The sequence below is a fragment of the Rugamonas brunnea genome, assembly GCF_014042345.1.
GTDB classification, from domain to species: domain Bacteria; phylum Pseudomonadota; class Gammaproteobacteria; order Burkholderiales; family Burkholderiaceae_D; genus Rugamonas; species Rugamonas brunnea.
Genome location: NZ_JACEZT010000022.1, coordinates 1 through 15,109 on the forward strand (window position 1 = coordinate 1; position 15,109 = coordinate 15,109).

Consider the following 15,109-nt stretch of genomic DNA (forward strand, 5'->3'; position numbering starts at 1 on the left):
GTTTGCCAAGGTCGATACCGATCAACGTTACGCTGTCCATGATGGCGCCCTCCAGAAATGAAAACACCCTATAAGATTAGGACTTATAGGGTGAGGGTGACCATCTCATTAACCGGGGTCAGGTCATCCCATCAGGCAACATGCCAACGCGCATGTTGCCTGATGGGATGACCTGACCCCGGTTTGTTACCTACGTTGGCGCGGCTTAGGCGACCAGCAGCTGGCGCAGCACGAAGGGCAGGATGCCGCCGTGCTTGTAGTAGTCGACTTCGATCGGCGTGTCGATGCGCAGCAGCAGCTGCACTTCACGGGTCGAGCCGTCGGCGCGGTGGATCACCAGCGTGGCCTGCTGTTGCGGCTTGATCTCGCCTTCCAGGCCCTTCAGGTCGAACGTTTCGTTGCCGGTGATGCCCAGCGTTTCGACGCTGTCGTTGCCGAGGAATTGCAGCGGCAGCACGCCCATGCCCACCAGGTTGGAACGGTGGATGCGCTCGAACGAACGGGTGATCACGGCCTTCACGCCCAGCAGCTGGGTGCCCTTGGCGGCCCAGTCGCGCGACGAACCGGTGCCGTATTCCTCGCCGCCGAACACCATGGTTGGCGTGCCTTCGGCCACGTACTTCATGGCCGCGTCGTAGATCGACATCTGCTCGCCGGACGGCTGGTGGATCGTGATGCCGCCTTCCACGGCGGAACCGTCGGCCTTCGGCGGGATCATCTTGTTCTTGATGCGTACGTTGGCGAAGGTGCCGCGCATCATGATCTCGTGGTTGCCGCGGCGCGAGCCGTAGGAGTTGAAGTCGGCCTTGGTCACGCCGTTGGCCAGCAGCCATTTACCGGCCGGGCCGTCTTCCTTGATCGAGCCGGCTGGCGAGATGTGGTCGGTGGTGATCGAGTCGCCGAACACGCCCAGCGCGCGCGCGCCGGTGATGCCGGTGGCGGCCGCCTTTGGCGTCATCTCGAAGCCGTCGAAGAATGGCGGCTCGGCGATGTAGGTCGAGGCCGGCCAGTTGTACACCTGGCCTTCGGTGGACGACACGTTTTCCCACAGCTTGCCCGGATTGCCCTTGACGTCGGCGTAGTTGGCCTTGAACACGTCCGAGTTCATGGCGAACTTCATCAGCTTGGCGATCTCGGCCGAGGTCGGCCAGATGTCACCCAGGTAGACGTCGTGGCCATCCTTGCCCTTGCCCACCGGTTCCGTCATCAGGTCCACCGTCATGTTGCCGGCGATGGCGTAGGCCACCACCAGCGGCGGCGAGGCCAGGAAGTTGGAACGGATGTTCGGGTGGATGCGCGCCTCGAAGTTGCGGTTGCCCGACAGCACGGCCGAGGCCACGATGTCGTTGGCGGCGATGGTCGCGTTCAGTTCAGGCGTCAGGTCGCCGGCGTTGCCGATGCAGGTGGTGCAGCCGTAGGCCGTCACACCGAAGCCCAGTTGCTCCAGGTAGGGCAGCAGGCCGGCGGCCGTCAGGTATTCGGTCACCACGCGCGAGCCGGGGGCCAGCGAGGTCTTGATGTGCGGCGCCACCGTCAGGCCCGCTTCCACGGCTTTCTTGGCCAGCAGGCCGGCGCCCAGCAGCACGCTCGGGTTCGAGGTGTTGGTGCACGAGGTGATGGCGGCGATCAGCACGTCGCCGTTCTTGACGTTCACGCCATTGCTGGTGGTGTAGGTCTGGCCCAGGTCGGCGGCCTTCTTGTTGAAGCCGTTCTCGGTGGTGGGCTTGGAGAACAGTTCGATGAAGTTGTTCTTGACGTTGCCGATTTCGATGCGGTCCTGCGGACGCTTGGGGCCGGCCAGCGAGGGCGTCACGCTGCCCAGGTTCAGTTCCACCACGCGCGTGTAGTCGATGTCACCGGCCTTGGGCACGCCGTACAGGCCCTGGGCCTTGAAGTAGTTGGCGAAGGCGTCGATCTCGGCCTTGGTGCGGCCCGTGCCTTCGAAGTAGGCCACGGTGGCGTCGTCGACGGGGAAGAAGCCCATGGTGGCGCCGTATTCGGGCGCCATGTTGGCGATGGTGGCGCGGTCGGTCAGCGACAGTGTCTCAGTGCCTTCGCCGAAGAATTCGACGAACTTGCCGACCACTTTTTCCTTGCGCAGCAGTTCGGTGATGGTCAGCACCAGGTCGGTGGCGGTGCAGCCTTCGCGCAGCGCGCCGGTCAGGTTCACGCCGATCACGTCCGGGGTCAGGAAGTACACGGGCTGGCCCAGCATGCCGGCCTCGGCCTCGATGCCGCCCACGCCCCAGCCGACCACGCCGATGCCGTTGATCATGGTGGTGTGCGAGTCCGTGCCCACCAGGGTATCCGGGTAGTACACGCCCTCATTGTCCTTGTGCACGCCGCGCGCCAGGTATTCGAGGTTGACCTGGTGCACGATGCCGAAGCCCGGCGGCACCACGCCGAAGGTGTCGAACGCCTGCATGCCCCACTTCATGAACTGGTAGCGCTCGTTGTTGCGCGAGAATTCCAGCTTCATGTTCAGGTCCAGCGCGCCTTTTTCGCGGAAGTGGTCGATGGTGACCGAGTGGTCCACCACCAGGTCCACCGGCACCAGCGGCTCGATCTTCTTGGCGTTGATGCCCATCTTGCTGGCGACGTTGCGCATGGCGGCCAGGTCGGCCAGCAGCGGCACGCCGGTGAAGTCCTGCAGCACCACGCGGGCCACGACGAACGGGATTTCATCGGTGCGCTCGGCGGTGGCGCCCCAGTTGGCCAGTTGCTTGACGTGTTCTTCCGTCACTTTCTTGCCGTCGCAGTTGCGCAGCACCGATTCCAGCACCACGCGGATCGACACGGGCAGGCGCGCAATATTGGTGCCCAGGCTCTTTCCCAGGGCCGGCAGCGAGTAGAACTTGCCTTTCTTACCGGCGGAAATGGTGAAATCGTTCAGCGTGTTCAGAGTGTTGCGGGACATGACTTCTCCTTCGGGGGTTCGTCTATTATTGATCGCAGGAAAAACAGTACGACGCGGCGCCCGGACGGGCGCCGCCAGTGCTAAAACGGTGGGGATTACAGCTTGGCGTCGGTGGCCGGCGCGGCCAGGCTGACGGCCTTGTTCTGTTCAGCGTTGCGGCATTCGTTGGCCAGCTGGTGGCCGCCCTTGGAGTCCAGCAGCATGCTCTTGGCGGGGATACCGATCCACACTAGGCCCAGCAGCTTGTTCTCGAAACGCTGGGCGCCCGTGGTGGTGCCCACCCGGGTCAGGCGCATCAGGCGCTTCTTCCAGCGCAGCGCGATGTGGCTGTCGTCGGCGTCGTTCTTGTACAGCGTGACCTTGTTGCCCAGTTCGCAGTCGAAATCGACCACGGTGGCGCCGGTCACGGACGGTTCATCGGCATCCTCGTCGCCGGTCTTGGGCGCAGCAGCGGTGGCTGCGGCCTTGCTGACTTTGTGTTTGACCGGCTTTTTCACTTCCGCCTGGGCGCTGGTGGCCAGGGTCAGGGAGGCCAGCGCGAGGCTGCATGCCAGGAAAAGTTTAGAGATGGACATGGTTATGCCTCCTACGTAGGGTCGCTGGGACCATTGTTGATCATGGCGGCCACCGACTCGGGCAGCGTAAGCCCGGCCAGTTTGGCCCGCTGTAAAACGGTCCAATAATATCGGTAGCTGGCGCGGTCATGCAAGCGTCCGTTCAACGAGATCGGGCCCCATTGCACCTGGGCCGCCTCGTGCAGGATGGCGGCCGCCTCGTGTACCTCGGAAACGCGTGGCGTGAAGGCCTTCACCACGGGCTTGATCTGGCTCGGATGGATGCTCCACATGCGGGTGTAGCCGAATTCAGCCGCCGCGCGCTGGGCGTCGTTGGCCACCACGGCCGTGTCCTTGATCTCCGTCGTCACGTTGTGCGACGGCACCTTGCCGTGGGCGTGGCAGGCGGCCGCGATCTCCAGCTTGGCGCGCACCACCAGCGGGTGCACGAACTGGCCCGGGGTGCGCATGGCGTTGCCGGGCACGGCGCCGTAGTGGGCCGAGACGAAGTCCATGATGCCGAACGACAGGCATTCGACCTGGGGCAGGGCGGCGATGGCATGCACCTCGTGCAGCGCGCCGTGGGTTTCGATCAGCACGTGGATCGGCAAATCGCTGCGGCCGGCCGCCTTGGCGTGGCGGTTGACGAGGGCGATGGCGTCCTTGGTCTCGCGCGCGCTGTTGACTTTGGGCAAGACCAGGTAGGCCAGTTTGGGCGCGGCGGCGCAGATGATGGCCACGTCGCGCGCGAAATGGGGACTGGCCACATCGTGCACGCGGGCGCCGATGCGGTTGAATTTGTTGTCGTCCGACAAGAGTAGTTCAGCCACCAGGCGCGCGTGGGCCTCCTCGTTGCCGGCGCTGGCGCCGTCCTCGCAATCGAGGGTGATGTCGAACACGGGGCCAAGTTCTTGTTGCAAAGCAATCGACTTGCGCATCAGCTTCTCGGAGCCGGCGTAATGGTCGCACACGGGCAGCAACAGCGGCTGGCGATTGCCCTGGAATAAAACCTCGGATGGATGCATGCGGGTAGGGGTAGTGGAAGCGGAAGCGGGGGAGTCTAAATGCAAACCCGCCGCGTCGCTCGGGGCGGCGCGGCGGGTGCGGCGGATCGGTTTGTCAACCGGGTCCACGGAAGGGAATTACGGCAGCAGGTGCTTGACGCCTTCGCGCTCTTCGGTCAGTTCCTTCAGGGTCAGGTTGATGCGCTCTTGCGAGAAGGCATCGATTTCCAGGCCTTGAATGATCTTGTACTCGCCGTTTTCGGTGGTGACAGGGAAGCCGAACACGGTGCCTTCAGGGATGCCGTACGAACCATCCGAAGGAACGCCCATGGTGGTCCACTTGCCGGCCGTGCCCAGCATCCAGTCGTGGATGTGGTCGATGGCGGCGTTGGCGGCCGAGGCAGCCGACGACAGGCCGCGTGCGTCGATGATGGCGGCGCCGCGCTTGCCCACGGTTGGCAGGAAGGTGTTGGCGTTCCATTCCTGGTCGTTGATCATGTCCTTGACCGATTTGCCGTTCACGGTGGCGAAACGGTAGTCGGCGTACATGGTCGGCGAGTGGTTGCCCCACACGCACAGCTTCTCGATGTCCTTGACGGCGGTGCCGGTCTTGGCGGCCACTTGCGACAGGGCGCGGTTGTGGTCCAGGCGCAGCATGGCGGTGAAGTTCTTTGCTGGCAGCGAAGGAGCCGATTTCATGGCGATGTAGGCGTTGGTGTTGGCAGGGTTGCCCACCACCAGCACTTTCACGTTGCGCGAAGCGACGGCGTCCAGCGCCTTGCCCTGCACGGTGAAGATCTGGGCGTTCGCTTCCAGCAGGTCCTTGCGCTCCATGCCTGGGCCGCGGGGACGGGCGCCAACCAGCACGGCCACGTCGGCGTCCTTGAAGGCGGTCATCGGGTCGGAGTGGGCGGTCATCTCGGTCAGCAGCGGGAACGCGCAGTCGTCGATTTCCATCATGACGCCTTTCAGCGCTTTCTGGGCTTTCTCGTCATTGATTTCCAGCAGTTGCAGGATCACTGGTTGATCCTTGCCGAGCATGTCGCCGTTGGCGATGCGGAACAGCAGGGCGTAGCCGATCTGGCCGGCGGCGCCGGTCACTGCAACACGCATTGGGGTTTTAGCCATGATGAATCTCCAAGTTGGGAATGAAAACGTTCTGTCTGAGCTGGTGACCAGTGGAATGCGCTAGTCCGGGAAAACAGTAATGATACCAAAACCAGCGCCGTTCACGGGCCATTGTTACTGCCGTGCCTGGCGATGGTCAGCCGGGCATGGCGGCGGTCGGGCGTTGCTTTTCGGGATGCCTGGGGCGGGTCGATGGGGGCGTCGCCACAGGTCCTGAAACCGCTAGCCTGGCGAGTGTAGGCGCGTACTTGGCTTCTGTCAATCCTATCTTATGTCTTATATAAGACACATAACTAGACAGGTTTTTGCTGGACGGGAAGGGGGTTTTGTGGTGAAATCGCGGTCTATGAATCCCGTCCCGCCCAACCAAAACCAGAACAGCACAGCCGCCAGCGGGACGGCCGGTCCGGCCGCGAGCCCGGCGCCGGCAACGGGCAGCTCGCCCACGTTTTCGCCACTGTACCAGCAAATCAAGGCCCTGATCACGCAGAGCCTGCAGTCGGGCGAGTGGAAGCCCGGTGAACTGATCCCCAGCGAGGTGGAGCTGGCCAACCGTTTCAAGGTCAGCCAGGGCACCGTGCGCAAGGCCATCGACGAGCTGGCCGCCGAGAACCTCGTCATGCGGCGCCAGGGCAAGGGCACGTTCGTGTCCACCCACCACGAGGCGCGCGCCCATTTCCGCTTCCTGCGCCTGATGCCCGACGAGGGCGTGCCGCACTATCCCGAAAGCAAGATTATCGAAGTCAAGCGTATCCGCGCCCCGGCCGACGTGGCCCGGCTGCTGGACATGAAGACGGGCGACGCCTTGATCTTTATCAAGCGCGTGCAATCTTTTGACGGCGTGCCCACCATCGTCGAGGAATTGTGGCTGCCGGGGCAAACCTTCAAGGGCCTGACGGCGGAGCGCCTGATGGAATACAAGGGGCCGATGTACGGCCTGTTCGAATCCGAATTCGGCACGCGCATGATCCGCGCGGCCGAGAAAATCCGCGCCGTGTGCGCCGACGGCGCCGCCGCCGAGCTGCTCGGGATCGCGGAGGGCACGCCGCTGCTGTGCGCCGAGCGCGTGTCGTTCACCTATGGCGATAAACCGGTGGAACTGCGCCGCGGCTTGTACCTGACAGCCCACCATCATTACCAGAATGAGCTGAACTGAGCGCCGACAGATTGTGAGACAGGGGCGCCGTTCGCGGCGCCTAACCAGCCAGCCGCATCGGTAATCCGGGTGTTGCTGGACTGATAATACGACGAGCTACCAAAGGTGGCCGACCGACAGTGTTGTAAAACACTATTTTTGTTATATGTAGGAATAGATATTGGTGGTAGCTGCGAAATAAGCGAAAATCGCAGTCTCGCAACATTTTGTCTAAGATCAAAGGGAGGTTTGTTATGTCAGAAGCCGTCAGGGAAGCGCCTAAAAAGGAACGGCCCGAATTCCGCAATATCCACGTTACGGAATTGTCCAACTACCGTATGCCTTTGGCCAGCATCGTCTCCATCCTGCACCGCATCAGCGGCTTCATGATGTTTGCCCTGCTGCCATTCGTGCTCTACCTGCTGCAGCAAAGCCTGCTGTCGGAAATGACGTTCGCCTACCTGCAGGGCATTGCCTCGCAGCCTATCGTCAAGCTGATCATCCTGGCCCTGGTCTGGGGCTATATGCACCACTTCTGCGCCGGCGTGCGCCACCTGTTCATGGACCTGCACTTCGGCCTGGACAAGCTGTCGGCCCGTAAATCGGCGGCCACCGTGCTGGCCGTGAGCCTGTCCCTGACCGCCCTGGTCGCCCTCAAATTGTTCGGAGTATTCTGATGGCAAACAACAATATCGGCCCCAAGCGCCTCGTCGTGGGCGCCCACTACGGTCTGAAAGACTGGCTGGCGCAACGCATGACCGGCATCCTGATGGTGATCTACACCGTCACCCTGCTGGTGTCCTTCCTCACCGGCAGCAACTTCAGCTACGAAGGCTGGGCCGGCCTGTTCGCCCAGCAATGGTTCAAGCTGTTCAGCGCCGTGACCCTGTTCGGCCTGTTCTACCACGCCTGGGTTGGCGTGCGTGACATCTGGATGGACTACGTCAAGCCCGTCGGTCTGCGCCTGACCCTGCAAATCGCCACCATCCTGTGGCTGATCGGTTGCGCGTTCTACGCTGTGCAAATTCTCTGGAGTGTTTAATCGTGGCAGCAATTAAATCTGCAATCCCAACCCGCCGCTTTGACGCGGTAATCGTCGGCGCCGGCGGCTCCGGCATGCGCGCATCCCTGCAGCTGGCCGAAGCCGGCCTGAACGTGGCGGTGCTGTCGAAGGTGTTCCCGACCCGCTCGCACACGGTGGCAGCGCAGGGCGGCATCGGCGCCTCGCTGGGCAACATGGCCGAGGACAACTGGTTCTGGCACATGTTCGACACCGTCAAGGGCGGCGACTATCTGGGCGACCAGGACGCGATCGAATTCATGTGCCGCGAAGCACCGAAGGTCGTGTACGAGCTCGAACACTTCGGCATGCCGTTCGACCGCAACCCCGACGGCACCATCTACCAGCGTCCGTTCGGCGGCCACACCGCCAACTTCGGCGAAAAAGCCGTGCAGCGCGCCTGCGCCGCGGCCGACCGTACCGGCCACGCCCTGCTGCACACCCTGTACCAGCGCAACGTGCGCGCCCGCACCCACTTCTTCGTCGAATGGATGGCGCTGGACCTGATCCGCGACGCAGACGGCGACGTGGTCGGTGTGGTGGCCCTGGAGATGGAAACCGGTGAATGCATGATCCTGGAAGCGAAGACCACCATCTTCGCCACCGGCGGCGCCGGCCGTATCTTCGCCGCTTCCACCAACGCCTTCATCAACACCGGCGACGGCATGGGCATGGCGGCACGCGCCGGCCTGCCGCTGCAGGACATGGAATTCTGGCAGTTCCACCCGACCGGCGTGGCCGGCGCGGGCGTGCTGATCACCGAAGGCGTGCGCGGCGAAGGCGGCATCCTGATCAACTCGGAAGGCGAGCGCTTCATGGAACGCTACGCACCGACCCTGAAAGACCTGGCGCCACGCGACTTCGTGTCCCGTTCGATGGACCAGGAGATCAAGGAAGGCCGCGGCTGCGGTCCGAACAAGGACCACGTGATGCTGGACCTGCGTCACATCGGCGCCGACACCATCCAGAAGCGTCTGCCGTCGATCCTGGAAATCGGCCACAAGTTCGCCAACGTGGACGCCACCAAGGAACCGATCCCTGTCGTGCCGACCATCCACTACCAGATGGGCGGTATCCCCACCAACATCCACGGCCAGGTGGTCACCCCGGCCGGCGACGGCACCCAGAAAGTGGTCAACGGCCTGTACGCGATCGGCGAATGCGCCTGCGTCTCGGTGCACGGCGCCAACCGCCTGGGCACCAACTCGCTGCTGGACTTGGTGGTGTTCGGCCGTGCGGCCGGCAACCACGTGGTCGCCTCCAACCTGAAGCAGAAGGAAAACAAGCCGCTGCCGAAGGACGCCGCCGACTTCGCCATGAACCGCCTGAACAAGCTGGAAACGTCGACCGGTTCGGAAAAAGTGCAGGGCGTCGCCAACGACATCCGCGCCACGATGCAGAAATACTGCGGCGTGTTCCGTACCGACGAACTGCTCAAGCAGGGTTACACCGAGATCATGAAGCTTGACGAGCGCCGCAAGCACGTCTCGTTCAAGGACAAGTCCAAGGTCTTCAACACCGCCCGCGTGGAAGCGCTGGAACTGGACAACCTGATCGAAACGGCCAAGGCCACCATCACCTCGGCTGTGGCCCGCAAGGAATCGCGCGGCGCCCACGCGCACAGCGATTTCCCTAACCGCGACGACGACAACTGGATGAAACACACCCTGTGGTTCTCGGAAGGCAACCGTCTGGAATACAAGCCGGTGGTCACCAAGCCGCTGACGGTCGACACCTTCAAACCGAAACCACGTACTTTCTAAGGGTCAGAACATGGCACGCACTCTCAAATTCAAGATTTACCGTTACGATCCGGACAAGGATAGCAAGCCTTACATGCAAGACCTGACCGTCGAGCTGAAGGACACCGACAAGATGCTGCTCGACGCGCTGCAGCGCATCAAGTCGGACGTGGACGATTCGCTGGCCCTGCGCCGCTCCTGCCGTGAAGGCGTGTGCGGTTCGGACGCCATGAACATCAACGGCAAGAACGGCCTGGCCTGCACCACCAACCTGAACGAGCTGACCGAGCCTATCGTGCTGCGTCCGCTGCCTGGCCTGCCCGTGATCCGCGACCTGATCGTGGACATGACCCAGTTCTTCAAGCAGTACGACTCGATCAAGCCGTTCCTGATCAACGACTCGATCCCGCCCGAGAAAGAGCGCCTGCAGTCGCCCGCCCAGCGCGAGGAACTCGACGGCCTGTACGAGTGCATCCTGTGCGCTTGCTGCTCGACCTCGTGCCCGTCGTTCTGGTGGAATCCGGACAAGTTCGTCGGCCCGGCCGGCCTGCTGCAAGCCTACCGCTTCATCGCCGACTCGCGCGACGAAGCCACCGGCGCGCGTCTGGACAACCTGGAAGATCCATACCGCCTGTTCCGCTGCCACTCGATCATGAACTGCGTCGACGTTTGCCCCAAGGGTCTGAACCCGAACAAGGCGATCGGCAAGATCAAGGAATTGATGGTCCGCCGCGCGATCTAAGCAAGGCGAAGCTGGACCCTTTGCGGGCGGCGCCGGCCGCCGCCCGCTGTAGACCTCGCTGCAAGGTGCGAAATCAACATGACAGTATCGAAACCCGCTGCGCATCAGTCCGACCCGGCCAACCGCGCGCGCTTGCGCTGGCGCGCCCGCCGCGGCCTGCTGGAAAACGACATTATCCTGACCCGTTTTCTTGATGCGCATGAAACCGAATTGACCGACGAGGAAGTGGACGCATTCACGCGGCTCCTCGATTTGTCGGACAATGCCCTGATGGATCTGGTGCTGGCTCGAAAAGAGCCGGATGGCGAAGTCGATCTGCCGCACGTGCACGCACTGCTGCAGCGTCTGCGCCAAGCTTGACGGTTGGGCGGTCACGCCGCGCACGACGCGGCGCCCGCCGGCCTGCATGTCCAGAATTAACGCCTTTTTTTTACTTGCCTCATCTCTCCAAGAAGGAAGAGTCCATGAACACCTCTGAAAACAAAGCTACCCTATCGTTCTCCGACGGCAGCCCGTCGATCGACTTCCCCATCTACAAGGGCACCGTTGGCCCGGACGTGATCGACATCCGCAAACTGTACGCCGGCACCGGCAAGTTCACCTACGATCCTGGCTTCATGTCGACCGCCGCCTGCAACTCGTCGATCACCTACATCGACGGCGACAAGGGCGAGCTGCTGTACCGCGGCTACCCGATCGAGCAGCTGGCCGTGAACGCCGACTTCATGGAATCGTGCTACCTGCTGCTGAACGGCGAACTGCCTAACGCAGCCCAGAAGAAGAAATTCGTCGACACCGTCTCCAAGCACACCATGGTGCACGAGCAGATGCAGTTCTTCTTCCGCGGCTTCCGTCGTGACGCGCACCCGATGTCGGTGCTGGTGGGCACGGTCGGCGCGCTGGCCTCGTTCTACCACGACTCGCTGGACATCAACGACCCGCACCACCGCGAAGTGTCGGCCATCCGCCTGATCGCCAAGATGCCAACCCTGGTCGCCATGTCGTACAAGTACTCGATCGGCCAGCCGTTCGTGTACCCACGCAACGACCTGTCGTACAGCGCCAACTTCATGCGCATGATGTTCGGCAACCCATGCGAAGAATACAAGGTCAACGACGTGCTGGTGCGCGCGCTGGACCGTATCCTGATCCTGCACGCCGACCACGAGCAGAACGCTTCGACCTCGACGGTTCGTCTGTCCGGTTCGTCGGGCGCCAACCCGTTCGCCTGTATCGCTGCCGGTATCGCCTGCCTGTGGGGCCCTGCCCACGGCGGCGCCAACGAAGCGGCACTGAACATGCTGAAGGAAATCGGCACGGTCGACAAGATCCCTGAGTTCATCGCCAAGGTCAAGGACAAGAACTCGGGCGTGAAGCTGATGGGCTTCGGTCACCGCGTGTACAAGAACTTCGACCCGCGCGCCAAGCTGATGCGCGAAACCTGCCACGAAGTGCTGAACGAGCTGGGCCTGCACGACGACCCGCTGTTCAAGCTGGCCATGGAACTGGAAAAGATCGCCCTGAACGACGAATACTTCGTGTCGCGCAAGCTGTACCCGAACGTCGACTTCTACTCGGGCATCGTGCAGTCGGCACTGGGCATCCCTGTGTCGCTGTTCACCGGTATCTTCGCCATGGCCCGTACCATCGGCTGGATCGCCCAGTGGAACGAAATGATCTCCGATCCAGAGCAGAAGATCGGCCGCCCACGTCAGCTGTTCGTCGGCTCGACCACGCGCGAAGTGCTGCCTATCGACAAGCGCGCCTAAGCGAGGCTGTCAGGTTGGACCAAAAAGCGGGCTGCGGCCCGCTTTTTTTATGTTTGAGACGTTACTGCGAACCTAACATAGTAAAGTAAACTACTGTACATAAAAACAGTATAAAATAGCTTCCTGTAATTATTGAGGGAGCCATCATATGTCCGAGTTGGATGTTTACTTGTCGCAGTATTTCTTCGATACGGAGCAGATGGCAACTGCGTGCCAACTGCCCGTCGCGGAGTTGCTTGCTCTGGTGCGGGAACGGCTCGTGCCCGGGCCTTCCTATGTGGTGGCGAACGGCACGACGCTGAAATCCTATGTGTTCGGTGAGATGGCCACCAGCGGGGCGAAGGATGGCAGTTACTTCCATCCGGCGACCGCGGTATGGGTGGAGCGCGCCATGCAAACCATCGCCAAGGTGGGGCGGGAACAGGCCGGCGTGGCGCTGCGCGCCAGGTTCGCCGAGCGGATGCAGGACGCGCTGGCCAGACTCAATGGCTCGACCTGGCGGCTGCCGGACTGCTTCGCTGAAGATGGCTCGGTGATCGCCGAAGGCATCGCCAGGCGCATGCAAAGCATCTGGGCCCATTTCATCCACGGCACGTTCGGGTTGTGCGTGGCCAACCCCGTGTCGGAAGCGGACATCGCGCGCAAGGAGGTGCTGCAGGAAAAGCTCACCGTGCTGAGCGTGAACGGCACCCGGTTCGCCTATTCGGCCGACGAGGCGCTGGCCATGCTGGACCTGATCGATGCCTACGCCGACAGCGCCATGCCGTTTTCGCCCGTCGAATACGCGGTGAGCAGCCGCAAGCGGCTGGTCGAGGATCTGGCGGCGCGCATCAGGAGTGCGAGCCTGTTTGCGGAAACGGCCTGATTGCTGCCGTCGCCACCTGTAGCGTCAGAGTTTGACGCTGGCCTGGAGCATGAAGGTGCGCGGCGACACCGGGATGTCGAACGGCAGCGCCAGCCCGGGCGCCAGGCTCGGTTCGCGCGCATCAGCGTTGAACAGGTTGCGCACCATGGCCGACACGGTCCAGCCGTGTGGCAGCTGGCGCGTCAGCGTGGCGTCCACGGTGCGGTAGTCCGCCACAGGCGCGCGCGCGTCGCCGGGCGCGCGGTGGCGGCCGGCGACCCAGTTCCATTGCGGCGTGAAACGCCAGCCCTGGCCCACGCTCCAGTCCAGCCGGGTAAAGGCGTGGTGGCGCGGCGCATAGCCCGGGTCCTGGCCCGTGGCCTGGTCGCGGGCGTTCTGGCGCGCGTAGTTGGCCAGCCAGCGCAGGTCCGGTGCCAGCTCCCACGTCAACTCGGCTTCGCCGCCATTGCCGTTCACGCTGCCGCTGTTCTGGTACGAGGCGCCGGGCGCGGGCGCCGGATTCGCCACGGAGCGGATCAGGTCTTTCATCGCGTAGCGGAACAGGCTGAGGTTGACCGACAGGTCGCTGCGCGCCTGCCAGGTCAGCGCCGCTTCCGTGGTGGCGATGGTCTCCGGCTGCACCTGCGGATTGCCCATGTTGACCGGGTTGATGCCGCGCTGCTCGTTAAAGCTCGGCGAGCGGAAGGCGCGGCCATGGAGCAGCTTGAGGGTCAGGTCCAGGTCGGCATCCCACACCAGCGCCAGGCGCGGATTGGTGGTGCCGCCGAAGTCGGAGAAATGGTCGTGCCGCACGCCGGCTGTCAGCGCCCAGTCGGGCGCAAAATCCCATTCGTCCTGCAGGTAGGCATAGTTTATCGTGCGCCGCTGAGGCTCGATGTGGGGCTGGATGGCGCCATAGTCGATCACCGGGCCGGTCGGGATCGGCAAGCCGGCCGGACTGATCAGGAAGTTCTTCATGGTGCTGACGTGGTACAGGTTCTGCACGTCATGGCCGGCGCCGATGCGCAGCGCGTGTCGTTGCCAGCCGCTGTAGGTGGCGTAGACCGCGCTGCGCAGATTGCGTTCCCAACGGCCGGGGCCGCCGATCATGCCATCGGGGAAGAAGCTGGGGCCGATGCGCGCGCCGGCCGGGAACAAGCCCAGGCCGTCCGGTGACTGTTCGGTGAAGAACATGTAGCTGAGCGAGCCGCCCGCGCTCCACGTGTCGGACAAGTCGGGCGCGGTCCAGGACAGTTCGCTCAGCCCATAGCCGCTGCGGGTCTTGTGGTCGGGGTCCAGCGCCGAATTGACGCCCAGGCCGGTGCCCACGTCGCCGCGCCATTTGAGATTGCTGCGCCAGCGCCAGCGCTGGTAGGACAGGTCGAGCGCGCCGTCCCATGCCTGGTAGCCGGCGTTGATCGCACCGGGGGCCTTGCTGACGTGGGTGCCGAAGCGGTGGTCGTTCAGGGTTTGCGCATCGGCGGCGACCACTTGGTCGGTGCCGTCAGTGCGGCCCACTTCCAGGTAGGCGGCCACCGCCAGTTGCTCGTGCTGGTGGCCATATTCCAGCCACGCGTCATGCGTGCCCAGGTTGCCGGCCCGCGCGCCCACGCGCAGCCCCGGCATCTGTTCCGCCGTCTTGGTGATGATGTTGATGACGCCGGCGAAGGCGTCGGCCCCGTACAGCGCCGAACCGGGACCGCGGATGACTTCGATGCGCGCCACATTGGTCAGCGGCATGCTCATCCACATATTGCCTTTGTCGCCGTTGAAGTCGGTGTTGATCCGCAGGCCGTTGAGCAGGACCAGCACTTGCGGATTGGTGATGCCGCCACCGCCGATGCCGCGGATGATGTAGCTCGACGCGTACAGCGTCGCCACGCGCGTGACGTGGATGCCGGCCACCGTCTCCAGCACCTGGTCCAGGTCGGTCGCGCCCATGGCGGCGATGTCGGCGGCCGTGACCACGGAGGCCACCGCCGGCGCGCGCCGCAGCGACTGCGCGGAGCCGGTCGCCAGGCTGATCGCAGAGCGGTCCATGCCGTACAGGGCCATGTCCTCTTCCTCCGGCTGCGCTGCGTACACTGACAGCGGATGGCTTGCCAGCATCAGCAGGGCGGTCAGCCAGTGCAGACGGCGATGGGCCAGACGTGGGCGTGGGGCGTGCAGGGCGGGGAACGGTGTCATTTCGCTAGTTGAACAACGGGCAGAGCA

At 63.4% G+C, this 15,109-nt stretch carries 13 protein-coding genes; 8 read left to right on the forward strand and 5 right to left on the reverse strand.

Features of this window, described 5'->3' with window-relative positions; all coding sequences use genetic code 11:
* Window positions 1-205: 205 nt before the first annotated feature.
* From acnA to H3H37_RS23140, 4 genes are all read right to left on the reverse strand, one after another.
* Entirely contained in the window at window positions 206-2,917 is a 2,712-nt protein-coding gene (gene acnA, locus H3H37_RS23125) for an aconitate hydratase AcnA (RefSeq protein WP_182166947.1), read from the reverse strand.
* 95 nt (window positions 2,918-3,012) lie between these two features.
* Complete coding sequence (locus H3H37_RS23130) at window positions 3,013-3,492, reverse strand: hypothetical protein (protein ID WP_182166949.1); 480 nt, start codon at window positions 3,490-3,492, stop codon at window positions 3,013-3,015.
* Window positions 3,493-3,503: 11 nt separating this feature from the next.
* Window positions 3,504-4,496, reverse strand: a complete 993-nt coding sequence (locus H3H37_RS23135) for an HpcH/HpaI aldolase/citrate lyase family protein (RefSeq protein WP_182166951.1) — start codon at window positions 4,494-4,496, stop codon at window positions 3,504-3,506.
* A 117-nt stretch (window positions 4,497-4,613) separates the two neighbouring features.
* Window positions 4,614-5,603: a malate dehydrogenase gene (locus H3H37_RS23140; protein ID WP_182166953.1), complete on the reverse strand. Its 990-nt coding sequence runs from the start codon at window positions 5,601-5,603 to the stop codon at window positions 4,614-4,616.
* Between the two features lie 346 nt (window positions 5,604-5,949).
* Between H3H37_RS23140 and H3H37_RS23145 the strand changes: the two genes are divergently transcribed.
* The 8 genes from H3H37_RS23145 (at window position 5,950) to H3H37_RS23180 (ending at window position 12,916) form a co-directional block, all read left to right on the forward strand.
* Window positions 5,950-6,759: a GntR family transcriptional regulator gene (locus H3H37_RS23145; protein ID WP_182166955.1), complete on the forward strand. Its 810-nt coding sequence runs from the start codon at window positions 5,950-5,952 to the stop codon at window positions 6,757-6,759.
* 233 nt (window positions 6,760-6,992) lie between these two features.
* On the forward strand, window positions 6,993-7,415 hold the full coding sequence (sdhC, locus tag H3H37_RS23150; protein ID WP_182166957.1) for a succinate dehydrogenase, cytochrome b556 subunit: 423 nt from the start codon (window positions 6,993-6,995) through the stop codon (window positions 7,413-7,415).
* Window positions 7,415-7,780 carry a succinate dehydrogenase, hydrophobic membrane anchor protein gene (gene sdhD, locus H3H37_RS23155; protein WP_182166959.1) on the forward strand — a complete coding sequence of 122 codons (366 nt, stop codon included), beginning with the start codon at window positions 7,415-7,417 and terminating at the stop codon, window positions 7,778-7,780. The genes sdhC and sdhD overlap by 1 nt, the downstream gene beginning before the upstream one ends.
* Before the next feature lie 2 nt (window positions 7,781-7,782).
* Entirely contained in the window at window positions 7,783-9,561 is a 1,779-nt protein-coding gene (gene sdhA, locus H3H37_RS23160) for a succinate dehydrogenase flavoprotein subunit (RefSeq protein WP_182166961.1), read from the forward strand.
* A 10-nt stretch (window positions 9,562-9,571) separates the two neighbouring features.
* On the forward strand, window positions 9,572-10,282 hold the full coding sequence (locus H3H37_RS23165) for a succinate dehydrogenase iron-sulfur subunit (protein WP_182166963.1): 711 nt from the start codon (window positions 9,572-9,574) through the stop codon (window positions 10,280-10,282).
* 78 nt (window positions 10,283-10,360) lie between these two features.
* A complete protein-coding gene (locus H3H37_RS23170; RefSeq protein WP_182166965.1) occupies window positions 10,361-10,642 on the forward strand; it encodes an FAD assembly factor SdhE in 282 nt (93 codons plus the stop codon).
* A gap of 104 nt (window positions 10,643-10,746) precedes the next feature.
* Complete coding sequence (gltA, locus tag H3H37_RS23175) at window positions 10,747-12,051, forward strand: citrate synthase (RefSeq protein WP_182166967.1); 1,305 nt, start codon at window positions 10,747-10,749, stop codon at window positions 12,049-12,051.
* Between the two features lie 148 nt (window positions 12,052-12,199).
* The gene (locus tag H3H37_RS23180; RefSeq protein ID WP_182166969.1) at window positions 12,200-12,916 is read left to right on the forward strand and encodes a DUF6058 family natural product biosynthesis protein; all 717 of its coding nucleotides are present in this window, start codon (window positions 12,200-12,202) and stop codon (window positions 12,914-12,916) included.
* 24 nt (window positions 12,917-12,940) lie between these two features.
* Here the strand turns inward: H3H37_RS23180 and H3H37_RS23185 are convergent, their stop codons facing one another.
* Window positions 12,941-15,082, reverse strand: a complete 2,142-nt coding sequence (locus tag H3H37_RS23185; RefSeq protein ID WP_229218997.1) for a TonB-dependent receptor plug domain-containing protein — start codon at window positions 15,080-15,082, stop codon at window positions 12,941-12,943.
* Window positions 15,083-15,109: the final 27 nt, after the last annotated feature.